Source organism: Arthrobacter sp. SE2, from assembly GCF_058244265.1.
Genome location: NZ_JBZAYA010000001.1, coordinates 14,396 through 38,226, shown reverse-complemented (window position 1 = coordinate 38,226; position 23,831 = coordinate 14,396). Strand labels below are relative to the sequence as shown.

Annotated in this window: 22 protein-coding genes and 1 riboswitch; of the genes, 18 read left to right on the top strand and 4 right to left on the bottom strand. The window is 64.0% G+C overall.

What is annotated here, in order from left to right; genetic code table 11:
• Positions 1-1,230: an aminotransferase class I/II-fold pyridoxal phosphate-dependent enzyme gene (locus AC4CS3_RS00195; protein ID WP_490781713.1), complete on the bottom strand. Its 1,230-nt coding sequence runs from the start codon at positions 1,228-1,230 to the stop codon at positions 1-3.
• Between the two features lie 105 nt (positions 1,231-1,335).
• Between AC4CS3_RS00195 and coaD the strand changes: the two genes are divergently transcribed.
• From coaD to ftsY, 7 genes are all read left to right on the top strand, one after another.
• Positions 1,336-1,821, top strand: a complete 486-nt coding sequence (gene coaD, locus AC4CS3_RS00190; protein WP_441411805.1) for a pantetheine-phosphate adenylyltransferase — start codon at positions 1,336-1,338, stop codon at positions 1,819-1,821.
• Between the two features lie 146 nt (positions 1,822-1,967).
• Positions 1,968-2,495 carry a YceD family protein gene (locus tag AC4CS3_RS00185; protein ID WP_059387665.1) on the top strand — a complete coding sequence of 176 codons (528 nt, stop codon included), beginning with the start codon at positions 1,968-1,970 and terminating at the stop codon, positions 2,493-2,495.
• 32 nt (positions 2,496-2,527) lie between these two features.
• On the top strand, positions 2,528-2,731 hold the full coding sequence (rpmF, locus tag AC4CS3_RS00180; protein ID WP_028264646.1) for a 50S ribosomal protein L32: 204 nt from the start codon (positions 2,528-2,530) through the stop codon (positions 2,729-2,731).
• Positions 2,732-2,754: 23 nt separating this feature from the next.
• Entirely contained in the window at positions 2,755-3,486 is a 732-nt protein-coding gene (rnc, locus tag AC4CS3_RS00175; protein ID WP_441411807.1) for a ribonuclease III, read from the top strand.
• A 6-nt stretch (positions 3,487-3,492) separates the two neighbouring features.
• Complete coding sequence (mutM, locus tag AC4CS3_RS00170) at positions 3,493-4,485, top strand: bifunctional DNA-formamidopyrimidine glycosylase/DNA-(apurinic or apyrimidinic site) lyase (RefSeq protein WP_490781712.1); 993 nt, start codon at positions 3,493-3,495, stop codon at positions 4,483-4,485.
• 97 nt (positions 4,486-4,582) lie between these two features.
• Positions 4,583-8,176 carry a chromosome segregation protein SMC gene (gene smc / locus AC4CS3_RS00165; RefSeq protein ID WP_490781711.1) on the top strand — a complete coding sequence of 1,198 codons (3,594 nt, stop codon included), beginning with the start codon at positions 4,583-4,585 and terminating at the stop codon, positions 8,174-8,176.
• 20 nt (positions 8,177-8,196) lie between these two features.
• The gene (gene ftsY, locus AC4CS3_RS00160) at positions 8,197-9,420 is read left to right on the top strand and encodes a signal recognition particle-docking protein FtsY (RefSeq protein WP_490781710.1); all 1,224 of its coding nucleotides are present in this window, start codon (positions 8,197-8,199) and stop codon (positions 9,418-9,420) included.
• Positions 9,421-9,496: 76 nt separating this feature from the next.
• On the opposite strand, the gene AC4CS3_RS00155 is transcribed toward ftsY, so the two are convergent.
• Entirely contained in the window at positions 9,497-10,732 is a 1,236-nt protein-coding gene (locus AC4CS3_RS00155; protein WP_490781709.1) for an MFS transporter, read from the bottom strand.
• Between the two features lie 226 nt (positions 10,733-10,958).
• On the opposite strand from AC4CS3_RS00155, the gene AC4CS3_RS00150 reads away from it, so the two are divergent.
• Positions 10,959-12,293 (top strand): ammonium transporter, encoded by a 1,335-nt coding sequence (locus AC4CS3_RS00150; RefSeq protein WP_490781708.1) that lies wholly within the window; start codon positions 10,959-10,961, stop codon positions 12,291-12,293.
• Positions 12,290-12,628: a P-II family nitrogen regulator gene (locus tag AC4CS3_RS00145; protein ID WP_028264639.1), complete on the top strand. Its 339-nt coding sequence runs from the start codon at positions 12,290-12,292 to the stop codon at positions 12,626-12,628. Before AC4CS3_RS00150 ends, AC4CS3_RS00145 begins: the two co-directional genes overlap by 4 nt.
• Positions 12,629-12,714: 86 nt before the next feature.
• Here the strand turns inward: AC4CS3_RS00145 and AC4CS3_RS00140 are convergent, their stop codons facing one another.
• Complete coding sequence (locus AC4CS3_RS00140) at positions 12,715-14,115, bottom strand: glucose-6-phosphate dehydrogenase (protein ID WP_490781707.1); 1,401 nt, start codon at positions 14,113-14,115, stop codon at positions 12,715-12,717.
• Between the two features lie 151 nt (positions 14,116-14,266).
• On the opposite strand from AC4CS3_RS00140, the gene ffh reads away from it, so the two are divergent.
• Both ffh and AC4CS3_RS00130 read left to right on the top strand, forming a co-directional pair.
• Positions 14,267-15,835 carry a signal recognition particle protein gene (gene ffh / locus AC4CS3_RS00135; protein WP_490781706.1) on the top strand — a complete coding sequence of 523 codons (1,569 nt, stop codon included), beginning with the start codon at positions 14,267-14,269 and terminating at the stop codon, positions 15,833-15,835.
• Between the two features lie 103 nt (positions 15,836-15,938).
• Positions 15,939-16,688: an alpha/beta fold hydrolase gene (locus AC4CS3_RS00130; RefSeq protein ID WP_490781705.1), complete on the top strand. Its 750-nt coding sequence runs from the start codon at positions 15,939-15,941 to the stop codon at positions 16,686-16,688.
• A 25-nt stretch (positions 16,689-16,713) separates the two neighbouring features.
• On the opposite strand, the gene thiC is transcribed toward AC4CS3_RS00130, so the two are convergent.
• Positions 16,714-18,519 carry a phosphomethylpyrimidine synthase ThiC gene (thiC, locus tag AC4CS3_RS00125; protein ID WP_490781704.1) on the bottom strand — a complete coding sequence of 602 codons (1,806 nt, stop codon included), beginning with the start codon at positions 18,517-18,519 and terminating at the stop codon, positions 16,714-16,716.
• A riboswitch (TPP riboswitch) is annotated at positions 18,515-18,622 on the bottom strand. (Overlaps the previous gene by 5 nt.)
• Before the next feature lie 92 nt (positions 18,623-18,714).
• Here thiC and AC4CS3_RS00120 point away from each other — a divergent pair.
• From AC4CS3_RS00120 to trmD, 7 genes are all read left to right on the top strand, one after another.
• Positions 18,715-19,809: an amidohydrolase family protein gene (locus AC4CS3_RS00120; RefSeq protein ID WP_490781703.1), complete on the top strand. Its 1,095-nt coding sequence runs from the start codon at positions 18,715-18,717 to the stop codon at positions 19,807-19,809.
• 78 nt (positions 19,810-19,887) lie between these two features.
• A complete protein-coding gene (locus AC4CS3_RS00115; RefSeq protein WP_441411817.1) occupies positions 19,888-20,766 on the top strand; it encodes a VOC family protein in 879 nt (292 codons plus the stop codon).
• 70 nt (positions 20,767-20,836) lie between these two features.
• The gene (locus AC4CS3_RS00110) at positions 20,837-21,280 is read left to right on the top strand and encodes a hypothetical protein (protein WP_490781702.1); all 444 of its coding nucleotides are present in this window, start codon (positions 20,837-20,839) and stop codon (positions 21,278-21,280) included.
• Between the two features lie 195 nt (positions 21,281-21,475).
• Positions 21,476-21,898, top strand: a complete 423-nt coding sequence (gene rpsP, locus AC4CS3_RS00105; RefSeq protein WP_059387673.1) for a 30S ribosomal protein S16 — start codon at positions 21,476-21,478, stop codon at positions 21,896-21,898.
• A gap of 1 nt (position 21,899) precedes the next feature.
• On the top strand, positions 21,900-22,142 hold the full coding sequence (locus AC4CS3_RS00100; protein WP_028267532.1) for an RNA-binding protein: 243 nt from the start codon (positions 21,900-21,902) through the stop codon (positions 22,140-22,142).
• A 129-nt stretch (positions 22,143-22,271) separates the two neighbouring features.
• Entirely contained in the window at positions 22,272-22,835 is a 564-nt protein-coding gene (gene rimM / locus AC4CS3_RS00095; protein WP_490781701.1) for a ribosome maturation factor RimM, read from the top strand.
• Positions 22,836-23,681: a tRNA (guanosine(37)-N1)-methyltransferase TrmD gene (trmD, locus tag AC4CS3_RS00090; protein ID WP_490781700.1), complete on the top strand. Its 846-nt coding sequence runs from the start codon at positions 22,836-22,838 to the stop codon at positions 23,679-23,681.
• Positions 23,682-23,831: the final 150 nt, after the last annotated feature.

Sequence of the window (23,831 nt, the reverse complement as noted above, 5' to 3'; positions counted from 1 at the left end):
TCAGAGCCTGTCCCGCAGGGTGGCCAGCCTGGCGGCCGCTTCTTCCAGTACTTCGGTCTTCTTGCAGAACGCGAACCGGAGAAGGCTGCGCGTCCTTTCCGCGCCTTCCGGGTGGCAAAACACGGGAACGGGGATGGCCGCCACTCCGACGAGCTCCGGCAGTCGTCGGGCCAGGTCCACGGAGTCGTTGATGCCGAGGGGCGCAGTGTCGACGTTGATGAAGTATGTTCCCTGCGGCGTGTAGACGCCGAAGCCCGCGGCCCGCAGTCCCTCGGCCAGGATGTCCCGCTTGTGCTGGAGAGTGGACGCGATGCCGGTGTAGAACTCATCGGGAAGGGCAAGGCCTACCGCGATCGCACTTTGGAACGGGGTCCCGGAACTGTAGCTGAGGAATTGTTTGACCGTTCGGATCGCCGCCACAAGGTGCGCCGGTCCGCTGAGCCAGCCGATCTTCCAGCCGGTGAACGAGAACGTCTTCCCAGCCGAGGAAATCGTGACACTTCGTTCGGCCGCTCCCGGGATGCCGGCGACCGGAAGGTGCTGCACACCGAAGGTGAGGTGCTCGTAGACTTCATCGCTGAGGATCAAGGCATCGTATTTCAGCGCGAGCTCGACGACGCGTTCCAGCACCTCGCGAGGGAAAACGGCGCCCGTGGGATTGTGCGGATTGTTGAGGAGCACAACCTTCGTGCGCTCGCTGAATGCCGATTCCATCGCGTCCACGTCCGGAAGGAAGTCCGGCGCCAGCAAGGGAGCGGTCACATGCTTGGCCCCGGCGAGTCCGATGATGGCGCCATAGGAGTCGTAGAAGGGCTCGAAGGTCAGGACCTCGTCGCCGGGTTCGATGAATGCGAGCAATGCGGCGGCGATGGCTTCAGTGGCCCCGGTGGTCACAATGACCTCGGTCTGCGGGTCCGGGGTCAGTCCGTAGAAGCGTTCCTGGTGTGCGGCGATGGCCTCGCGAAGCTCGGGGATCCCTTTGCCTGGCGCGTACTGGTTGGCTCCCGCCGTGATGGCTGCCTGCGCTGCTGCCTTGATTTCCGCCGGACCGTCCTCGTCCGGGAATCCTTGGCCCAGGTTGATGGCTCCGGTGGACATTGCCAGGGTGGTCATCTCTTCGAAGATGGTCACTCCGAGGCTGCCGTCGGCCGAAAGCAGGTTGGCGCCGCTTGCGGCACGTTGCCAAGGTGCGGCGGACGTGTTCTGGCTGAGAGAGGCCGGGCTCGTCACTGTGGGGATGCCTTCCTGGGTGCTGGCTTCCGGCTCGTCCGGCCCGCCGTTTCAGCCATGGTATCGCCATAGTGCCTGCGGCCCCGGATGCGGTAGGTTCGAACCATGAGACGCGCAGTGTGCCCTGGCTCCTTCGACCCCATCCACAACGGACATCTGGAAGTCATTGCGAGGGCCGCCGGCCTGTTCGATGAAGTCGTCGTCGCCGTGTCCACCAACTATGCGAAGAAGTACCGCTTCGGCCTGGAAGAACGCATGGACATGGCTAGGCAGACACTTGCTTCCTTGCGGGGCATCATCGTGGAGCCCATGGGCGAGGGATTGCTGGCCGAATACTGTAGGCATCGGGGAATTTCGGCGATCGTCAAGGGCCTGCGCTCGTCCTCGGATTTCGACTACGAACTTCCCATGGCCACCATGAACCGCCAATTGTCCGGCGTCGAGACTGTCTTTCTTCCGGCGGAGGCCCACTACCTTCATTTGTCCTCCACGCTCATCAAGGAAATCTCCCTCTTGGGCGGCGATGTCTCCGATTTCGTGCCTAAATCGGTGCTCAAGAGGCTCCTCGCTGGCGGGTCGGCAGCGGAGTAGCTCCGCAACGGGTAAGCTGGATCGGTACCTCGGGCAGAACGCGTTGTAATTGACCCGGTTTGAGTCCGCTCACGCGTTCAGGCTAAGATGGTACGTCGGTCATATGTTCTACAGGAGTTCTCATTAAGCGAGATGCAAGTTCGCCTTTGACGCTGGACGTCAAGGACCTCGGACGTAGTCCAGGAAGCATGCGGACGCTCACGGAACATGTACCCGCGCCAAGTGACCTTGGCGTGGCACTCATTGGCGTTCAGGAAGGCTCGGATATCGAGCTCGACCTGAGGCTTGAGGCCGTACACGAAGGAATTCTGGTATCTGGAACCGTATTCGCTGAAGTCAAGGGCGAATGCGGACGATGCCTGGATCCCCTTGCGTATGACCTTGAGGTCAATGTGCAAGAACTTTTCTTCTATGAGGGCGTCGAGCTTTCGGACGAAGAAGACGATGAAGAGCAACGTCGAGTCGAGCACGATCTAATCGATCTTGAACCGGTGTTGCGGGACGCGGTTGTAACCATGCTGCCGTTCCAGCCGGTGTGCCGGGAAGACTGCCAGGGCCTCTGCTCAATATGCGGAGTGCGTCTGGAAGACGAGCCGGGGCACCACCACGAGGACCTGGATCCTCGCTGGGCTGCCCTAGCTGAACTGGCTAAGACCGACCGGCAAACTGATTAGTAAGTGCTGACTAAAAGAGAAATGAGATAGCCGTGGCTGTTCCCAAGCGGAAAATGTCTCGCGCAAATACACGCGCCCGCCGTGCCCAGTGGAAGGCAACTGCCCCCAACTTGGTCAAGACCATCGAAAACGGCCAGGTTGTTTACAGCCTGCCGCACCAGGCAAAGGTCGTAACCGACTCTGCCGGGACCGCGCTGTTCCTTGAATACAAGGGCCGCAAGGTCGCTGACGTCTAAATCCGCCAAAAGGCTGACAAAGGATGTCTTCAACTGAAGAGCTTCTGAAGCGTCTCGGTGTCTCCATTGACGCCGAGACGCTTCGTCTTGCTCTGACACATCGTTCATACGCGTATGAAAATGGCGGGATTCCCACCAACGAGCGCCTCGAGTTCCTGGGCGACTCCATCCTGGGCTTCTCCGTGACCGATTCGCTGTACCGCGACAACCCGGCGCTGCCGGAAGGCGACCTAGCGAAGCGACGCTCCGCCGTCGTCAGCACCCGCGCGTTGGCGGGTATCGGCCGGGACCTTGGCATCGGCGAATTCATCTACCTCGGGCAGGGCGAAAGGCTCACCGACGGTAAGAACAAGTCTTCAATCCTTGCGGACACCATGGAAGCGCTCATCGGCGCCACCTATCTTTCCAACGACATTGAGACCGCCCGGCAGCTCGTCATGCGGCTCGTTGGGCCCTTGCTCAAGGACGCCGCAGCCCTCGGTGCCGGCACCGACTGGAAGACCAGCATGCAGGAGCTTGCCGCCAGCCGTCAGCTCGGGTCCATCTACTATGCAGTCGAAGGCTCCGGCCCGGACCACGCGCGCAGCTTTGAGGCAGTGCTCCAGATCGGCGGCACCGCCTACGGCAAAGGCACGGGCCACTCCAAAAAGGAAGCCGAGCAGGAAGCCGCTGCAGATGCGTGGCGCACGCTCAACAGCAAGGTCACGCTGAACAGCAAAGCCGACTCTCCGGCTGATCCTGCGCATAGCGCCTGATTCCACATGCCGGAACTGCCCGAAGTCGAAGTGGTCCGCCGCGGCCTGGCACGTTGGGTGCGTGGCCGGACCATCACGGCCGTGGAGGTCCTGGATCCCCGTTCCATCCGCCGCCACGCCTTGGGCACAGAGGACTTTATCGGCAACCTTGAGAACTCCACGGTTTTGGATGTCGTCCGCCGCGGTAAGTTCCTGTGGATGCCCCTGCGAACCGAGGAACCCCGCAGTGCGGGCAACGCCGCCGAACTGCCAGGCGGGGCAGTGTCCGCCGAAACGATGCCCGGCGTCGCGCTGATGGCGCACCTCGGTATGAGCGGGCAGCTCCTCATGCAGGCCCCTGCGTTCCCCGATGAGAAGCACCTCAAAGTCCGTCTCCGTCTTAGCAGCTCCGACGGCATGCCCGAGGAGTTACGGTTTGTGGACCAGCGGATCTTCGGTGGACTGTTTGTCACTTCCCTTGTACCGACGTCCGACGGCGGCCCCGGCGGCCAGGGCGAGACGCCCCTTCCTGAAATTGCCGAAGAAGCCTCGCACATCGCCCGCGATCCGCTGGACCCGCACTTTTCCTTTGACGAGTTCTACCGCAAGGTCAAAGCCCGCAAGACCGGTCTCAAGCGTGCCCTGTTGGATCAGGTTGTCATCTCCGGGATAGGCAACATCTATGCCGATGAAGCTCTCTGGCGGGCCAGGCTCCACTATGCAAAGCCGACAGACACCCTCAAGCGGACCGATGCCGTGAGGCTCGTCGACGCCGCGAAGGAAGTCATGAGCGACGCCCTCGCCGCCGGTGGGACGAGCTTTGATTCGCTCTACGTCAATGTCAACGGAGCTTCGGGATACTTCGCGCGGTCCTTGGATGCCTACGGCCGGGAGGGCGAGCCGTGCAGGCGTTGTTCCGCCGTTGGACTTCCCGGTGTGATTAAACGGGAGCAATTCATGAACCGCTCCTCGTACACTTGCCCGATCTGCCAGCCGAAGCCGCGCAACGGCCGCTGGTAGCACGGATTCGCCGGTTTGCCCCGCAAATCCGGGGATTTCCGCCGTCGGGCAGTAGATTGAGAACGGGAATTCAGCCACTCAGGAGATCCGAAACACCTTGCATCTGAAAAGTTTGACTGTCCGGGGCTTCAAGTCGTTCGCGTCGGCCACGACGTTCGACTTCGAGCCGGGCGTCACCGCCGTTGTCGGCCCCAACGGTTCGGGCAAGTCCAATGTGGTTGACGCGCTGGCCTGGGTCATGGGCGAACAAGGTGCCAAGACCCTGCGCGGCGGCAAAATGGAAGACGTCATCTTCGCCGGGACATCGGGGCGGCCCCCTCTTGGCCGGGCGCACGTTGCCCTGACGATCGACAATGCCGACGGCGCCTTGCCGATCGAATACAGCGAAGTCACCATTTCCCGCACATTGTTCCGGACCGGAGGATCCGAGTACGCCATCAACGGCTCGCCATGCCGCCTCCTGGACATCCAGGAGCTGCTCTCGGATTCAGGTCTTGGTCGGGAGATGCACGTGATCGTGGGGCAGGGGCAGTTGGACCGGGTCCTGCACGCCACCCCCGAGGACCGCAGGGGATTCATTGAAGAAGCCGCAGGCATCCTCAAGCACCGGCGTCGCAAGGAAAAGACCGTCCGCAAGCTGGAAGCCATGCAGGCGAACCTGCAACGCCTTGGTGACCTCACGGCGGAAATCCGCCGTCAACTTACGCCGCTCGGCAAACAGGCCGAAGTCGCCCGCCGTGCCCAAACCGTGCAGTTCGACGTCCGCGACGCCAAGTCCAGGCTCTTGGCCGATGATCTCGTCCAGCTCACCCGGACGTTGGAGGAGGACGTCGCCGACGAAGCCGCGTTGAAGGAGCGCCGCGAGGTAGTCGAAGCGGAGCTCGGCGCAGGCCGCCAACGCCAGCTCCGGCTTGAGCAACTCGCAGCTGAGGCCACTCCTAGGCTGAATGCCGCCAGGGACAACTGGTACCAGCTGTCGGCAACCAGGGACCGGCTTCGCGCCCTGGGATCGCTCGCTACCGAGCGCCGCCGTCTCCTTGGCGCCTCCGATGCTGCCCCGGATTCAGGCCGCGACCCGGACCACCTGGACCGGCAGGCCGCCCGGGTCCGGCAGGAGCAGTCGGAACTTGAGCATGACATCCTGGCGAAGCAAGCCGCCCTGCTCGACGCTACGGCAGCCAAACAGGAAGCCGAGAACCTGGCCGCCGCCGAGGACAAACGCCTGACGGCCGTGTTGCGGGCAGCAGCTGATCGCCGTGAAGGCCTTGCGAAACTCGTGGGCCAATTGGCTGCCGCACGCTCCCGGGCCGAGGCGGCCGACGCTGAGCGGGGCAGGCTCAGGGACTCGCTGGCAGCCGGTGAGGAACGCCGTCGGCACGCGCAAAGTGAGTTTGCGGCCCTCGAGTCGCAGGTGGCCGGCGTCGAAGACGGCGAAGAAAGCCTCGACGCCGAATACGAGGACGCCAGCGCGCTTCTTGACGAGATCAACGCGGAGATCGAAGCGTTGAAAACTGCCGAACGCGATGAAGTCCGCGAACGCGATGCGCTCACCGCCCGCCGCGATGCTTTGCAGCTTGGACTCAACCGCAAGGATGGTTCTTCGCGGCTTCTGTCCTCGGACCACCCCGGAGTCCTGGGTTCGCTTGCTTCCCTCCTGACGGTGGAGCCCGGGTATGAGACGGCCGTGGCCGCAGCACTTGGCACTGCTTCCGACGCTGTCGTGGTGTCAGACAGCGAGGGGGCCGTCGCCGCGATGCAACTGTTGAAGGACGCCGACGCCGGACGCGCGTCGCTTTTGGTGGCGGGCGCGGTACCCTCAGCGGATCCCGAGCCTGGCCTGCGGGAATTGCCGCTGCTGCCTGACGGTGCGCGCTGGGCCGCCGGGTTGGTGGCGACTGACGCCCCCGAAGCGAGTGGCGCAAGGACCCTTCTGGCGTCCACCGCCGTCGTCGACGACTTGCACGCGGCGGCAAGCCTCATTGCCGGCAACCCGGAGCTTATCGCGGTGACCCTCGAAGGCGACGTCTTCAGGGTCCTGACGGTGGACGGGGGATCGGCCACGGCGCCGTCGCTCCTTGAGGTCCAAGCCGCAGTGGACGACGCCGGCACCCGGCTTCTGGAGCTCACCACGCGTCTTGAGCGGGGAAAGTTCGCCCTTGCTCGAGCCGAAGCGCGCCGGGCCGATGCCCAGGAACGTGCGAACGCCGCGCTGGACAAACTCCACGACTCGGATGCCCGCCTGGCCGCCGTCGCGGAACGGCTTGGCCACCTGAATTCCCAGTTGCGCAGCGCCGTCGCGGAACGCGATCGAATGGCGGAGTCCCTGGCCAAAGCCGAACTGAACATCGCCGTGGCAGAGGAGTCCCTTGAGCTTGCGGCGGAACGACTGGCCGCGGCAGAAGAAGCCCCCCAGGAGGAAGAGCCTTCCACGGAGCACCGCGATGCCTTGGCCAGGGCTGCCAGCGACGCCCGGTCCCGTGAGATGGAGGTCAGGCTGGGCTTGCGGAGTGCCGAGGAACAGCTCGCCGCGACCAGCAACCGGGCCGCTTCCCTGGAACGGGCGGCCGCGAGCGAACGGCGGGCACGTGAGGAAGCCGCGCGCCGGGCCTTGCGACGCAAAGCCCAAGCCGAGCGGGCCTCGGCCGTTGCTTCCGCCGTCGAACAGACTGTACGTTTCGTTGACGTTTCAGTGGACCTCGCCGCCCGCGCCCGCGATCTCGCCGAGGCCGTCCGGGAGCAGCGCGAAAGGGAACTCGCTGATGTCCGGAGCAGTAACGAGAAGTTGGCCCAGGAGCTAGCGGGACTGACGGATTCCGTCCACCGAGACGAACTCGCCCGGGCCCAGCAAAGGCTCAGGATCGAAGCGTTGGAAACCCGCGCCATCGAGGAGCTGGGCCTGTCAGCCGAACAACTCGTGGCCGACTTCGGTCCGGAGCAGCCCGTTCCCGTCCCCGCCGCTGCCGTGGACAAGTGGGCCGAACTCCGCGCGCCCGTGGATGAGGACGGAAACGCCATCCTCGAGGGTGTTCCATTTGTCCGCGCCGAGCAGGAGAAACGGCTCCGCAAAGCCGAACGGGACCTCGCCGCGCTTGGCAAAGTGAACCCCTTGGCGCTTGAGGAATTTGCCGCGCTTGAGGAACGACACCAATTCCTGAGCACGCAGCTGGAAGACCTCAAATCCAGTCGCAAAGACCTTTTGGACATCATCAAGGAAGTGGACAACCGCGTCCAGCAGGTCTTTGCCGAGGCATTCGCTGATACCTCCAAGCAGTTCGACCACGTCTTTGCGCGGCTCTTCCCCGGCGGGGAGGGCAAATTGGTGCTGACGGACCCCGATGACATGCTGACCACCGGCATCGAAGTGGAGGCAAGGCCTGCCGGCAAGAAGATCAAGCGGTTGTCCTTGCTTTCCGGTGGGGAACGGTCGCTGACGGCTGTCGCCTTGCTAGTGGCGATTTTCAAGGCGCGGCCTTCGCCGTTCTACGTCATGGATGAGGTGGAAGCCGCTCTGGACGATACGAACTTGGGCAGGCTCATCACGATTTTCGAAGAGCTGCGCGAGTCCAGCCAGCTGATTGTCATTACGCACCAGAAGCGGACCATGGAAGTCGCAGACGCCCTCTACGGAGTGACAATGCGGGGCGACGGCGTGTCCACTGTCATCAGCCAGAGGCTCGGTGCCGAGGTCTAGCTTTGTGAGAAGCTAGGGGAGTGAACGATCTCCTCCCCATTATTTTGTCCATTGTCGCTGCCATCGTGGTGGTCGGAGGGCTGATTCCTGTCCTGCTCAAGGCGCGGAAGTCCTCCTCGACTTACGCTGGAACGCGCGACGCCAACGACCCCGCTGACAAGGCGCCGGCAGGCGGCGGAACGATCGTCGACGACGCCCCCGGGACCGCACCGGATCGCACGGCGCCCGGACCCGTCGTCGAACCCTCCGACCTTGCCGTACCGGAGACCGACGTTCCGGACGACGCCGCGGGACTTGAACTTATCCAGGTGGAGACCCCCGCGCCTGTCGAGGGCCGCCTCAACCGGCTTCGGGCGCGATTGGTCAAGTCCAACAGCATTCTCGGCAAGGGGCTCCTGGCCCTGCTTTCGAGCGACAAGATCGACGAAGACGTCTGGGACGAAGTCGAAGAAACACTGCTCCTTGCCGACCTCGGCACGGAGCCCACCATGCAGTTGGTCGATGCTTTGCGTGCACGGGTAAAGGTCCAAGGCACCCGCAGCCCGGAGGACGTCAAGGCACTCCTGCGCGAGGAACTCATCAAGCTCGTGGACCCCACGATGGACCGCAGCCTGAACGTGGAACGCAAGGGAGCCCACCCGGCCATCATGATCGTCGTCGGCGTCAACGGGGTCGGCAAGACCACCACCGTCGGCAAGCTCGCGCGCGTTCTCGTCGCCGAAGACAAGGACGTCCTGCTGGGCGCGGCCGACACCTTCCGTGCGGCGGCTGCGGAGCAGCTCGCCACATGGGGCCAGCGTGTCGGCGTCGCAACCGTCAGGTCGCACGTCGTCGGCGCGGACCCGGCATCTGTCGCCTATGAAGCCGTCAAGGCCGGCATTGAGCAGGAAGTGGATGTCGTGATGATCGACACCGCCGGCCGCCTGCAAAACAAGGTCGGCCTCATGGACGAGCTCAGCAAGGTCAAGCGCGTCATCGAGAAACTGGCCGAGGTGGACGAAGTCCTGCTGGTGCTGGACGCGACCACCGGCCAGAACGGCCTGAACCAGGCCAAGGTCTTCTCCGAAGTAGTCAACATCACGGGAATCGTGCTCACAAAGCTCGACGGCACCGCGAAGGGCGGGATCGTCGTCGCCATCCAAAAGGCCCTTGGCGTGCCGGTCAAGCTCGTCGGCCTCGGGGAAGGACCCGACGACCTCGCGCCGTTCGAGGCCGAAGCCTTCGTCGACGCCCTGCTGAACTAGCCGCGTCCAGCCCAACTGACTCGCAGTTAATGTCGTTTTCACGGCTCAAAACGACACCTAGTGCCAGTCAGTTGGGTCAGTCGACGCTTTCGGGGGCGCGCTGCATCGGCTCGCGCGCTGCCGACCAGCCGACGGCGGCGAGCAGGAGGATGCCGCCCGTTGCGCCGAAGGCCCAACCGTAGCCAAGCCCATCGGCCAGGAGGCCGACCAGGACCGGACCCACGATGGCTCCGGCGTCGGAGGCCATCTGAAAGGCCGCCAGCACTTTGCCGCCGGAGCGGCCACGACCGATGATGTCCCCGACGGCGGCCTGCTGGGCCGGGTTCAGCAAGCCGGAGCCGAAGCCGGCCGCGGCAGACGCCCCGAAAAATGCGGGAAGATTGCCGGTCAAGCCGATGGTGGCGGTGGCCAGGCCGGTGACCACCAAGCCCAGCAGCATCATGGGCTTGCGGCCGAAACTGTCAGCCATACGGCCGGAGAAGGTCAGCGCCAGCGCGTTTCCCCCTGCAAACACCGCCAGCGCCCACCCCGCCGAGGCCGATCCTCCGGCCAGCACAACCACGGCGAACAACGGCACGGTGGCCATGCGTACGCCGAAGGTCGCCCAGCCGTTGCTGAAACTGGAGAACAGGGCGGCCCGGTAGGCAGAATCGCCCAGGGCCTCCTTCATGCGCATTGCCGGCCCTGCCGCGCCGCCTTGCTTCGCTGCACCTGAACTGCCCGTCAGCTGCGTGCGGACAACCAGGGCCGCAAGGACCAGGGCCGCCGCGTAGGCGAGGAACGGGACGCGCAGGCCGAAGCCGGCCAGCAGGCCGCCAACCACGGGCCCCAGGACGCTGCCGATCAGGAAGGCGGAGGCGTACGCGCCGGAGACCCGTCCACGGCTTTCCGGAGGGGCGAGCCTGATCAACAGGCCCATCGCCGCAACGGTGAACATCACGGAACCGGCTCCGCCGAGGCCCCGGAAGACCAGCAGCTGCCAATAGTTCTGGGCGAAGGCGCAGGCGGCCGTCGACGCCGCCACAATCAGCAACCCTGCAATGTACACAGGACGCTCGCCGAAGCGGCCCATCAGGGCACCCCCGGCGGGAGCGAACACCAAGCGCATGAAGGCGAAAATACTCACGATCACCGCGGCTGCCGTTGCTCCGACGTCGAAAGTCGTGGCGAACTGGGGGAGCACGGGCGCCACGAGGCCAAAACCCAATGCAATCAGGAACGCCGCCGCCAACATCACCTTGATGTCCCGTGGCATTGCAGCCTTCGCGGCCCTCGCTCCTTGATTGGCGGGGGATTCGGGGCTTGCGGTCATGGTGTCGGGGTCCTCTGGGTCGTGGGAACGCGGGGAAAGTGGAACTGACGAAACATATCCGTAACACGGGTGATATGCACCATTTACCTTCGAGAAGTTCTTGTAACAGCCCCGCAATCTAAAACCTTCGCAGGTGAAACACTGCCCCGCAAAACTCTTATGTAGAACGCAAATGCGTTGGGACAGGCGGCAAAGTCCGCAACAAAGAGCAGAGAGGACGTAGACCATGGAATTCAGCGCCGGTCTCGTTTGGCTCCTGGTCGCGTCAGCCTTCGTGCTGTTCATGACCCCGGGCCTGGCATTCTTCTATGGCGGCATGACCCGTGCCAAGGCCGCCTTGAACATGATGATGATGAGTTTCATCGCCATCGGCACAGTGACCATCGTCTGGGTCTTGTGGGGCGCATCGATGTCCACGAGCAACACGGACAACTTCTTCCAGCTCTTCGCAAACCCGTTCAGCCACTTCGGTCTGCACAACTTCACGGATCCCGCTGACCTCCTCAAGGTAGGCTACGCGGCCACCTTCGCGATCATCACCGTGGCCCTGATCTCCGGTGCCATCGCGGACCGTGCCAAGTTCTCGGCCTGGACGCTCTTCACCCCGATCTGGGCCACCCTGGTCTACGCACCCATGGCTTACATGGTGTGGGGCGGCGGGCTCTTTTCCAAGGACGGCTGGTTCGGCCAGACTTTCGCCCCGGTCATCGACTTTGCCGGTGGCACCGTGGTGCACATCAACGCCGGTGTGGCCGGCCTGATCCTCGTCCTGATCATCGGCAACCGCAAGGGCTTCGGCAAGGACCCGAACCACCGCCCGCACAACGTGCCCCTGGTCATGCTCGGTGCGGCCATCCTCTGGTTCGGCTGGTTCGGATTCAACGCCGGTGCAGCAGCAACCGTCGAGCAGGCGGGCCTCATCTGGATCAACACCCTCACCGCTCCGGCAGCGGCCATGCTCGGCTGGCTTATCGTGGAGCGCATCCGTGACGGCCACCCCACCTCGCTCGGAGCTGCTTCGGGCGTCGTCGCCGGTCTGGTCGCCATCACCCCGGCTTGTGCCAACGTTTCTCCGCTCGGTGCCATCGCCCTCGGTGTTGCAGCCGGCGTTGCCTCGGCCCTCGCCGTCGGCCTCAAGTTCAAGCTTGGCTACGACGACTCTCTTGATGTCGTCGGCGTCCACCTCGTGTCCGGCATCATCGGCACGGTGGCCATCGGCTTCCTCGCCACCCCGACCCAGGGTGCAGCCGGCCTGTTCTACGGCGGGGGTACTACCCAGCTGGTTGCACAGTCCCTGGCAGCGCTTTGCTCGATCGTGTTCACCGGCGTCATGACCTTCATCATCGCCTACCCGATCCACAAGCTCATGGGCTTCCGCATCTCCGAACGCCAGGAGATCGCCGGTGCAGACCTCAGCCTGCACGCCGAAACGGCATACGAGTTCGGCGTCGGCGGCCACGGCGGAAGCTTCCAGCCCCTTCACGACCTCATCACCGGCAAGGTATCGTCCGAAGCAGCTGAAGAAGCATCCGTATCAGGCAAGGAGAGTGTCCAGGCATGAAACTCATCACGGCGATCGTCCGCCCGGAGAAGCTCGACGCCATCCGCGAGGGGCTCGAAGCATACGGGGTACAGGGACTGACGGTCAGCGCGGCCAGCGGCTACGGCCGGCAGCGCGGTTACACCGAGGTGTACCGCGGAGCCGAGTACAACGTGGATCTACTTCCCAAGATCCGCGTGGAGGTCCTGGCCACGGACGAGCAAGCAGACGACATCCTCGATGTCCTGATTGCTTCCTCCAACACCGGCCGTGCCGGTGACGGCAAAGTCTGGACCGTAGACGTCTACGAAGCTGTGCGTGTCCGCACGGGCGAGCGAGGCGCAGCAGCCATCTAAGGCACCAACGCAAAGAGGGGCCGGATACCCGGAAAGGTACCCGGCCCCTCTTGCGTGTGCGCTTCCGAAGGAGCGCGGCTGGCTGGCTAGTCCCCGACGGCGGTGGGCCAGTCCGCGGGACCGGGCCCGCCGGCGTCGTACTCTTCGAGCGGCACGGAATCCTTGGCCCAGGCCTTGATCACGGGCTCGATGATCCGCCAGCAGTCGACGGCGGTGTCGCCGCGGACCGAGAGCAGGGGATCGCCGGTAATGACGCCCTCCAATACTTCTCCGTAGGGCAGCAGATCGGAAGCATTCAATTCTGCGTTGAGCGTCACGCGATTGAGCGTGAAGATGTTTCCGGGACCGTTGACGTCGACGTCGAGCTGCAGGGTGTCAGGACCGAACCCGATGCGCAGCCGGTTGGGGGAGTCCACGCCCTCGAATCCGGACGGCAGGTGCGGAACGGGCCGGAACGTGACAATGGCCTCTTTCCGCGCGGCACCCAGCGCCTTTCCCGAGCGCAGGATGAAGGGGACGCCCTTCCAGCGCCACGTGTCGATTCCCACTTCGACTTCCGCGAGCGTCTCCGTTTCCCGGGCAGGGTCCACGCCCGCTTCCGCGACATAGTCCGGCACGTCCCGGTCGCCGATCCGGCCGGCGGTGTACCGCGCCCGTCGGGTGGACTTCTTGTAGGGTGCGGTGATGCTGCTCGCACGCAGCACCGTTGAAATCGCGTCGCGGAGATCGCGCTCGCCGATGCTGGAGGGGGCATCGATGGCCAGCAGCGCCATGATGTGGAGCAAATGGCTCTGGATCATGTCCTTGAGGGCGCCGGCTCCGTCGTAGTAGCGCGCACGCCCTTCGAGGGCGAGGTCTTCGTCGAAGATGATCTCCACCTTCTCGATGTGGTCCCGGTTCCACACCGGCTCCAGGAATCTGTTGGCGAAGCGCAGGCCGAGGATGTTGAACACGGTGGCCTTGCCAAGGAAATGGTCCACGCGGTGGATGTGGTCTTCCGGGACCAAAGCGGCGAGGGTCTTGTTGAGTTCCCGGGCGGATTCGGAACTGGATCCGAAGGGTTTCTCCATGACCAGGCTTGTTTCGGGAGGAAGCTGCCCGGCGTTGAGGACCTCGCAGGCCTTTTGGCTGATGTGCGGGGGCAAAGCGAAATAGACGGCGATTGGTGCTTCGAGCCCGGCCAGGAGCGTCGCGAGCTGTCCATCCGCCGTGACGTCCAACTGATGGTATTCAGTACTTTTCTCCAGGGCCGCGATTGCTTTCTTGCCCGCGGCGCCTGCGCCATTGGCGGCCTCCTCGAACGCACCACTGACGCGTTTGCTCCATTGCTGGGGTGTCCACGGGTCTGAGCCGGCTCCGATAAGCTTCAGGCCGTCCGCGAGCCCGCCGGCCACGAGCCTGGCAAGGCCCGGCAACAGCAATCGTCCCGTCAGATCTCCGGAGGCGCCTAGGATGAGCAACGTATTTACTGTTGTTTTGCTGGTCACTGTGCCAGCATGCCATCTTGCGGGCGCGTCTTGGTACCCTAGATAGTCGAGTCCCTCAGTTGAGTCAGATTTGTTTGGGGCAGGAATCGTCAAGATATTGGTGCGTCGGAACGGCCGCCATTCGTAGACCATTGAAAGAAGTGCACGGCGCGTGTTCAATTCACTCTCTGACCGGTTGACAGCAACCTTCAAGAATCTCCGTGGCAAGGGCCGCCTCACCGAGGCCGACGTCGACGCCACCGTCCGGGAGATCCGGCGTGCCCTCTTGGACGCCGACGTTGCCGTTCCCGTGGTCCGCGAGTTCACAGCCCGCATCCGTGAACGCGCCCTGGGCGCCGAGGTTTCCGCGGCCCTGAACCCGAGCCAGCAGATCGTGAAGATCGTCAACGAGGAACTCCAGGAGATCCTGGGCGGCGAGACCCGCCGTATCCGCTTGGCGAAGGCCGGCCCCACCATCATCATGCTCGCCGGCTTGCAGGGTGCGGGTAAGACCACCCTCGCCGGCAAGCTTGCCAAGTGGCTCAAGGCCCAAGGCCACAGCCCCGTGCTGGTGGCCGCTGACCTCCAGCGTCCCAACGCCGTGACGCAGCTCCAAATTGTCGGCGAACGCGCCGGTGTCCCCGTCTTCGCTCCGCACCCCGGCACCACCTCGGATCTGGATGTTCCCAGCGGCGACCCGGTCGCCGTCGCCCGCTCCGGCGTCGACGAGGCCCGCCAAAAGCTGCACGACGTCGTGATTGTCGACACCGCGGGACGCCTCGGCGTCGACGCCGAAATGATGGACCAGGCGCGCCGCATCCGCCAGGCGATCATCCCGAACGAAGTGCTGTTCGTGATCGACTCCATGATCGGCCAGGACGCCGTCAACACGGCGGTTGCCTTCGATGAAGGCGTCAACTTCACGGGTGTCGTACTGTCAAAGCTCGACGGCGACGCGCGCGGTGGTGCCGCCCTCTCGGTAGCGTCGGTCACCGGAAAGCCGGTCATGTTCGCGTCCACCGGCGAAGGCCTCGACGACTTCGAATTGTTCCACCCGGACCGCATGGCTTCCCGCATCCTCGATATGGGTGACGTTCTCACCCTCATCGAACAGGCCGAGAAGAACTGGGACAAGGATGAAGCGGCCCGGATGGCGAAGAAGTTCGCCGACCAGGAAGACTTCACCCTGGACGACTTCCTCGCCCAGATGCAGCAGATCCGCAACATGGGCTCCATGAAGAAGATGCTCATGATGATGCCGGGTGCGCAGAACATCCGCCAGCAGCTGGAGCAGTTCGACGAGCGTGAAATCGATCGCGTGGAGGCAATTGTCCGCTCCATGACCCCGCATGAGCGTTTGGCTCCGAAGATCATCAACGGTTCCCGTCGTGCCCGCATCGCCCGTGGTTCCGGTGTCCACGTCTCCGAGGTCAACGGCCTCCTGGAGCGTTTCGCGCAGGCCCAGAAGATGATGAAGAAGCTGGCCCAGGGCGGCGGAATGCCCGGGATGCCTGGCATGCCCGGACTCGGTGGCGGTTCCCGCAAGGCGAGCAAGAACGCGCCCAAGAAGAAGGCCCGTTCCGGAAACCCCGCGAAGGCGGCCCAGGAACTGCGCGACGCCGAGAACAAGCGGGCGAAAGCCGTTCCCACGGGCGCGGCATTCGGCCAAGCTGGCGGCGACTTCGATCCCTCGCAGCTGAACCTCCCCAAGGGCTTCGACAAGTTCCTCGGAGGCAAGTAGCCGTCTCACCCAACTAGCTGGCAATAGGTGTCGTTTTGATGGCTCAGAACGGCATTAACTGCCAGTGAGTTGGCTTGTCAGCCCCGTGCCATAGGCTGGGGGGATGCAAAAGCAGCGCGTTGTGTTCGTCCATGGAGCAGGCACATTCGGCGCTGCCGCGTGGCCGAAACAGCACGGCATGGCGCTGGCGTACGATGCACTGTTCCTGAAACGCCACGGCTTTGATGCGCAGGCCGAGCCTTTGGAATCCGATGTTGGCGCCGACGTGGACATTATCCTGGAGTGCCTCGGAGGGCGGGAGGCCGCGTCAGGTTCCGGCCCCGCACGTGGAGGCCATATCGTAGCGCACTCCCAAGGCGCGATTTCAGCCATGTTGGCCGCGGTGGAGCGGCCGGACCTGGTCCGGTCCCTCGTGCTGGTGGAACCGGCTTGTCTTTCATTGACGGCTGAGTTGCCCGCCACCGCGGCTTACCGGGCACTCATGGAGCCGTTGTTCCGGATCCGGCACGAACTCAGCGATGACGATTATCAACGCGAATTCGTCCGCAGGGCCTTTTCTTCCGAGGCGGCCGTTCTCAGTACCCCGGAGGCCCGTCGTACCGCTCGACGCCTGCGGCTCCAGGCCCCGCCGTGGGAAGCGCCCCTGCACATCGTGCCCGGCGTCCCCACGCTTGTCCTGACCGGTGGTTGGGAACCCCTTTACGAAGAGATCGCCGGCTACTTGCAGGAAACCGGTGCCCTCCACCGCGTTGCGGCTGGAGGACACCGGCCTCATGATTCAGTTGAAGGAGACCGGATGATCCGGTCCTTCATCGCGGATGTCAGCCGCGCCGGATCAGTGCAAGCTTCCTGATCAGTTCAGGCTTCCCGACGTTCGCTCAACGTTTTCCTGCGGGAACCTCGAGCTCGGGCAAGTAGACCTTGCCGCCGGATGCCAGGAACTCCTCGCTCTTTTCGCGCATCCCGCTGTACATTTCCGCGATGGCCGCCTGGGAATCCGCCGAGCCGTATTCGTCGCGGATGTCCTGGCTGATGCGCATGGAGCAGAATTTCGGTCCGCACATGGAGCAGAAATGCGCAGTCTTGGCCGGTTCCGCCGGGAGAGTCTCGTCGTGGAACGCTTCGGCTGTGACCGGATCCAATGACAGCGCGAACTGGTCACGCCAGCGGAACTCGAAGCGGGCCTTGGACAGGGCATCGTCGCGTTCGTGGGCGCCCGGGTGTCCCTTCGCAAGGTCAGCTGCGTGGGCCGCGATCTTGTAGGTGATCACGCCAGTCTTGACGTCGTCCTTGTTTGGCAGGCCCAGGTGTTCCTTCGGGGTGACGTAGCAGAGCATCGCGGTTCCGTAGCGCGCGATCTCCGTGGCGCCGATAGCCGAGGTGATGTGGTCATAGCCCGGAGCAACGTCGGTCACGAGCGGGCCGAGGGTGTAGAACGGTGCGCCGTCGCACAGCTCCTGCTGCCGCTCGACGTTCTCGCGGACGAGGTGGAACGGGATGTGTCCAGGGCCCTCGACCATGACCTGTACGTCGAACTTCCACGCACGCTTCGTGAGCTCCGCCAAGGTGTCCAGCTCGGCGAACTGCGCGGCGTCGTTGGCGTCCGCCGTCGCGCCCGGGCGCAGTCCATCACCCAGCGAGAACGCGACGTCGTACTTGGCGAAGATTTCGCAGAGTTCGTCGAAGTGGGTGTAGAGGAAGTTTTCCTCGTGGTGCGCCAGGCACCAGCCGGCCATGATGGAGCCGCCACGGGAAACGATGCCCGTCACGCGGTTCGCGGTGAGTGGCACGTACCGCAGCAACACGCCGGCGTGGATGGTCATGTAGTCCACGCCCTGCTCGCATTGTTCAATGACAGTGTCGCGGAAGATCTCCCAATTGAGCTTGTTGGCTTCACCGTTGACCTTCTCGAGGGCCTGGTAAATAGGCACGGTACCGATCGGCACGGGGGAGTTGCGGATGATCCATTCTCGGGTGGTGTGGATGTCGTCACCCGTGGACAGGTCCATCACGGTGTCGGCGCCCCATTGCGTGGCCCACTGCAACTTGTCCACCTCTTCGGCGATGGAGCTGGTGACGGCCGAGTTGCCGATATTGGCGTTGATCTTCACGAGGAACGCCTTGCCGATGATCATCGGCTCGGATTCGGGGTGGTTGATGTTCTTGGGGATGATGGCCCGGCCGGCCGCGACCTCGCTGCGGACGAGTTCCACATCGCAGTTTTCGCGAAGTGCCACGAACTGCATTTCGGGCGTCACGATGCCCTGCTTGGCGTAGTGCATCTGCGTCACGGTCTTGCCGTCGACGGCGCGGCGGGGCACCGGCTGTGCACCCTTCCACTCCGCTGAGGCGGCGCCGCGGCGTACGGCCGACTTGCCGTCGTCGAGCAGGTTCCGTTCGCGGCCGCTGTAGGCCTCAGTGTCGCAGCGGGCTTCGATCCACTCGCTGCGGAACGGCTCGAGGCCGACCACGGGATCGCTCCCTGGCCCTGCGGTGCGGTACACCTGGAAAGGCGTGTTGGCCTCGCCGTTGGGGGACGGCTCCAGGGCGATTTCAGTCACCGGAACCCGGATTCCCGTCCCGGCATCCTCCAGGAACGCGAGGGAATGCGACTTGAGGGATTGTGTCACCTCTTGGGCCGATCCGTTTTGGATAGGGCTCAGCTGTGCTTCTTTGGTGCTCAAAGGATTACTCACTTCCTTCGCCGGCATTACCCGGACAGGTTCAACGGTCGCAGGCTGCGTCAGCCTGATCTCAGCCCTTGCAAGGGCCCCCGTGTGGTCGTAGACGAAGCTACCACAGCAGAGAGCTCCTGAGACAGATGTGACCAGGACAGATGTGACGGGGCCGGCGACGGCGTCGGAGTCTAGGGTGGAATCATGGCGGAAATCATCGAGTTCAGCGGCACCGTGCTCACCGGGCCGGAGGAGGAACGGCGTGGCCTCTGGTCGGTCGACGGACGGCTGACCTTTCTGCGGCCTGCTGCCGCACCGGACGTCGTCCTGGCCGGATGGGTGCTGCCCGGCCTTGTCGACGCGCACTGCCATGTTGGCTTGGGCAAGGGCGGGGCCGTCGACGACGAGACTGCGCGCCTGCAGGCGACGGCGGACCGGAACGCCGGAACGCTCTTGATCCGCGACGCCGGATCCGCAAGCGACACGCGCTGGCTGCAGCGCCGGACGGACATGCCCAGGATCATCCGCGCAGGCAGGCACATTGCCAGGCAACGCCGGTACATCCCCGGACTGGCCGAAGAAGTCGAGCCGGAGGATCTGGTGGAGGCGGTGCGCAAACAGGCGCGGTCCGGAGATGGCTGGGTCAAGATCGTCGGGGACTGGATCGACCGTTCCGCCGGGGATCTCGGCCCGTCCTTTCCGGCCGCCATCGTCAAGGACGCGGTCGCGGCAGCACATGCCGAGGGAGCCAGGGTGACTGCCCATTGCTTCGCCGAAGGGACTATCGACGACATGCTCGACGCCGGCATCGACTGCATCGAGCACGCCACCGGCCTCCTGCCGCACCATATTCCCCGGCTGCTGGACCAGGATGTGCCGATTGTCCCCACCCTCATCAACATTGCGACCTTTCCGGACATCGCGAAGCAGGCGGAAGCGAAGTTCCCGCGATACGCCGCCCACATGACCAGGCTGTGGGAGCGCAGGCATGAACGCGTCGCCGAGGCATTCGACGCCGGAGTGCGGGTGTACGCCGGGACCGACGCCGGCAGCGTCATCAAGCACGGCCGGATCGGCGAGGAAATCCTGGAACTGCATCGCGCGGGCCTTCCGGCGGCCGCCGCCCTCGATGCCGCGTGCTGGTCCGCCCGCGAGTGGCTGGGTGCCGACGGCATCAGCGAAGGTGCCAGTGCCGACGTCGTGCTCTACGCAAACGATCCCCGTGCGTCCCTTGAGGTGGTGCTGAATCCGCAATGCACCGTGCTGAGGGGACATATTTCAGGAAGCGCCGGGCATTAGGAATAAATTGAAGCTTCAAGTAATTTAGATAGATAGAGGTTGCCGAAGGGCGGCACCACAAAAAGCCGGGAGTTTCACATGACCATCACATCCAGCCAGGATCTCCTTCCTGCCGAACTCACCATGGGTACCGTCATGCTCAAAGTGGGGGACATGAAGCTCATGGGCGACTACTACCAGCGGGCGCTAGGGCTGGACGTGGTCGCCGAACAGGATGGCGGGCTCTACTTCGGCAGGCTCGGCAAGCCGTTGGTGCACCTCGCGCCGGCCTCCGGGCTCCAGATTCCGGGTCGCGGTGAGGCCGGACTGTTCCACACAGCTCTGCTGTTCGAAGACCAATCCTCGCTCGCCGCAACTGTTGCCTCGGCCGCGCAATACGAGCCCCACGCTTTCGTCGGCAGTGCGGACCACCTGGTCAGCGAGGCCTTCTACTTCACCGACCCTGAGGGCAACGGCATTGAGCTCTACTACGACAAACCCCGCGAAGGCTGGGAGTGGAACGGCAGTTCGGTCGTCATGGACAGCCTGCCGCTCCCGCCGCAGCGCTACCTCCAGCAATACCTGAGCGAAGCCGCGGTGGCGGGCCAGCATGAGGCGGGCGCCGGCGTCGGGCATGTCCACCTCCAGGTGGGCGACGTGCGGACCGCCCATGATTTCTACGTCGACACCCTGGGCTTCGAACAGACCGCCGGGTGGCACGGGCAGGCGTTGTTTGTCTCCGCGGGCGGCTACCACCACCACATGGCCATGAACGTCTGGAACAGCCGCGGTGCAGGTCCGCGCAAGGACACACTCGGCCTCGGCGAGGTTGTCATCGAGGTGCCGTCAGGAGACGACGTCGGCGCGCTCGCGGACCGCCTCAAGGTTGCCGGTATTGCGTCCCACCACACGGGCCAGGAGCTGCGCTTCGAGGACCCGTGGCGCAACCGGCTGCGGGTCGCCGTCCGCTACGCTTGATCCGACGGTGTGGCGCATATCGGCCGCCGCGCCGCAGCTCCGTTGGCACGAACGAATGAGAGTACTTTCCATGGGCTTTGCTGAAATCTTTGTTGCCACCCACGATGAAGCACTCAAGAGGGCCGCTGCCCTGGAGAAGGGCAGCGACGTATCCGGCGCTGCATTACGGATCCCGGGAATCAGCGATTTCGAAGTAGAACAGCTCGGCGACCTCGCCGGGACCGCCGTGCATGCAGGCGGGGCCGACTATGAGCTTTCTTTGGTGGACGTCACCAGCGACGCCTTGCTCGGCGTCCCCGAAGCCATGGTGCGCGCCCTGTCCGAGCTCCTCAGCTACGAGACCGAAGGGGAGGGAAACGTCCTCGACGACGTCGCCGAAAGCTGGGCGGCCCAAGAGGACATGCCCTTTGATGCCCAACAGTCCCGTCTGTACGTCCAGCAGTTGGCGGCCCTCGCGAGCGACGTCGAAAAGGCGGAGCGGGCCGGTCTCTACGTCTGGTCCGCGGGCGAGTAACCCCGCAGTAAACCGGCCGCACGGACCGCGCGTTCGAAATACTGTCCGCCATCTGGCACAATGGACAGGTACTCGATCCGCACGGCCCCTCTCTCCGTGTGTGCATCTTGTCCTTGGAACCCTCAAGTATGGCCCGCCCCACGGGTGCAGAACGACGGGCTCAACCCCGTTTCAGAAACAGGAGTGACCACAAAAGTGGCCGTAAAGATTCGCCTTAAGCGCTTCGGTAAGATGCGCGCACCGTACTACCGCATCGTCGTCATGGACTCCCGCGCCAAGCGCGATGGCCGTGCGATTGAAGAAATCGGCAAGTACCACCCCACCGAAGAGCCCTCGTACATCGAGGTCGTCTCCGAGCGTGCACAGTACTGGCTGTCCGTCGGCGCCCAGCCGACCGAGCAGGTTGCCGCGATCCTCAAGATCACTGGTGACTGGCAGAAGTTCAAGGGTCTCCCGGGCCAGGAAGGCACGCTGAAGACCAAGGTCGCCAAGCCTGCTTTCGTTGCACCGGAGAAGGGTTCCGTCATCATCCCGGAAGCCATCACCAAGAAGGCCAAGCAGTCGGAAGCAACTGAAGCTCCCGCTGACGCTGAAGCAGAGACCACCGAGGCTGAGTAAATTGCTGGCAGAAGCGCTCGAGCACCTGGTCCGTGGGATCGTTGACAGCCCTGAGGACGTCAAGGTCAGTGCCAAGAACAACCGCCGCGGGGAATCCCTCGAGGTGCGTGTTCACCAGGACGACCTCGGACGGGTGATCGGCCGCCAAGGTCGCACCGCACGCGCTTTGCGCACTGTGATTGCGGCATTGGCGGGCGGCGAGCAGGTCCGGGTCGACGTCGTCGACACCGACCGTCGCCGGTAACGCGCTCAGCAATACTTGTCTTAAATCCGGCCCCTTCACCAGATTATGGTGGAGGGGCCGGATTGTTTTACGAGCAAACCCCCAGCCTTGGTCCCTAAGCCGGCCCAGCGAAGAAATCAGAGGAACCCCATGCAGCTCCAGGTTGCCCGAATCGGCAAGCCCCACGGAATCCGCGGCGAAGTCACCGTCCAGGTGCTCACCGATGCCCCCGGCGATCGTTTCGTCCCGGGGACCGAATTTGTGGTGGAGCCCGCAAAGGCCGGTCCCTTGACCATCACCAGCGCGCGGTGGAACAAGGACATCCTGTTGCTCGGTTTCGAAGAGATCTCCACGCGCAACCAGGCAGAGGAAATCCGCGGGGCGAAGCTGTTCATCGAGACGGAAGAGCTGGAAGAGGACGACGACGAAGGCTGGTACGAGCATGAGCTCGTCGGTCTTGAGGTCCGTGTCGGCTCGCAGGTCGTAGGTAAAGTGACTGCACTCAACACCATGCCCGTCCAGGATCTGCTGGTCATTAAAGACGCTGACGGCAAGGAAATCCTGGTGCCTTTCGTCGAAGAGATCGTGCCCGAGGTCAACGTCGAGGACGGCTACGTTCTGCTCACCCCTCCGCCGGGCCTCTTCGAACTGAACACCGATGCTTCCGCCTCCGATACGGAAGAGGACGACGCTGAAACCAAGGATGACGCCTAAATGCGCATCGACGTCGTCAGTATCTTTCCCGAGTACTTGGCGCCACTCGAGCTTTCCCTCATAGGCAAGGCCCGTCAGGATGGGCTTCTGGAGCTGAATGTCCATGACTTGAGGACCTTCACTACGGACAAGCACCGCACGGTGGATGACACTCCGTACGGTGGCGGTGCGGGCATGGTCATGAAACCCGAGCCTTGGGCCCAGGCCTTGGAATCCATTGCCTCTGCAGCAAGTGCCGAAGCCGGAAGTCCCGAAGCTGAGGGCACATCGGACGGTCCGACGACGAAGCCGGTCCTGATCGTCCCGTCGCCCGCGGGGGAGCGCTTCAACCAGGCCCTTGCCTATGAGCTCGCCGAGGAAGATCGGCTCGTTTTCGCCTGCGGCCGCTATGAAGGCATCGACGAGCGTGTCATGGAATGGGCGGCAGGCCACTTCACCGTCCGCCCGGTCAGTCTGGGCGACTACGTCCTCAACGGCGGCGAGGTTGCAGTCCTGGCCATGGTCGAAGCCATTGGGCGATTGCTTCCGGGCGTCGTCGGCAATCCCGAATCGTTGGTGGAGGAATCCCATTCGGACGGCTTGCTCGAGTACCCCGTCTACACGAAACCCTCGTCATGGCGCGATCGTGACGTGCCCGCCGTCCTTCTGAGCGGCAACCACGGCAAGATCGCCCAGTGGCGCCGCCACGAACAGTTCCGGCGCACGGCGGAACGCCGCCCGGACCTGCTCGAAGAGTTCGACGCCGGCCGCCTGACACGTGCGGACCGCACCGTTTTCGGGGAACTCGGGTACGACGTCGTCGACGGCCGGTTGCGGCGCCGCCCGGACGCCGACCTCCCGGACTGAGCCCGCCGCCGTCGGGCAGTCTTATCCACCGCTCGAGCGCAACAACCGGGCCGCATTCGCGGGATTGGCCGGAACTCCCGGGTTGTGGCAGAATTAACCCTTGTGTCTACTGGGTTCGCGCCTGCCACAGGGGGAGCGTCACCAACAGCC

Excerpts from the sequence above, each read along its gene's own strand:
- coaD (WP_441411805.1), top strand. The coding sequence starts at position 1,336 with ATGAGACGCGCAGTGTGCCCTGGCTCCTTCGACCCCATCCACAACGGA.
- rnc (WP_441411807.1), top strand. The coding sequence starts at position 2,755 with ATGTCTTCAACTGAAGAGCTTCTGAAGCGTCTCGGTGTCTCCATTGAC.
- mutM (WP_490781712.1), top strand. The coding sequence starts at position 3,493 with ATGCCGGAACTGCCCGAAGTCGAAGTGGTCCGCCGCGGCCTGGCACGT.
- AC4CS3_RS00155 (WP_490781709.1), bottom strand. The coding sequence starts at position 10,732 with ATGACCGCAAGCCCCGAATCCCCCGCCAATCAAGGAGCGAGGGCCGCG.
- AC4CS3_RS00150 (WP_490781708.1), top strand. The coding sequence starts at position 10,959 with ATGGAATTCAGCGCCGGTCTCGTTTGGCTCCTGGTCGCGTCAGCCTTC.
- AC4CS3_RS00145 (WP_028264639.1), top strand. The coding sequence starts at position 12,290 with ATGAAACTCATCACGGCGATCGTCCGCCCGGAGAAGCTCGACGCCATC.
- AC4CS3_RS00130 (WP_490781705.1), top strand. The coding sequence starts at position 15,939 with ATGCAAAAGCAGCGCGTTGTGTTCGTCCATGGAGCAGGCACATTCGGC.
- AC4CS3_RS00120 (WP_490781703.1), top strand. The coding sequence starts at position 18,715 with ATGGCGGAAATCATCGAGTTCAGCGGCACCGTGCTCACCGGGCCGGAG.
- AC4CS3_RS00115 (WP_441411817.1), top strand. The coding sequence starts at position 19,888 with ATGACCATCACATCCAGCCAGGATCTCCTTCCTGCCGAACTCACCATG.
- AC4CS3_RS00110 (WP_490781702.1), top strand. The coding sequence starts at position 20,837 with ATGGGCTTTGCTGAAATCTTTGTTGCCACCCACGATGAAGCACTCAAG.
- rimM (WP_490781701.1), top strand. The coding sequence starts at position 22,272 with ATGCAGCTCCAGGTTGCCCGAATCGGCAAGCCCCACGGAATCCGCGGC.
- trmD (WP_490781700.1), top strand. The coding sequence starts at position 22,836 with ATGCGCATCGACGTCGTCAGTATCTTTCCCGAGTACTTGGCGCCACTC.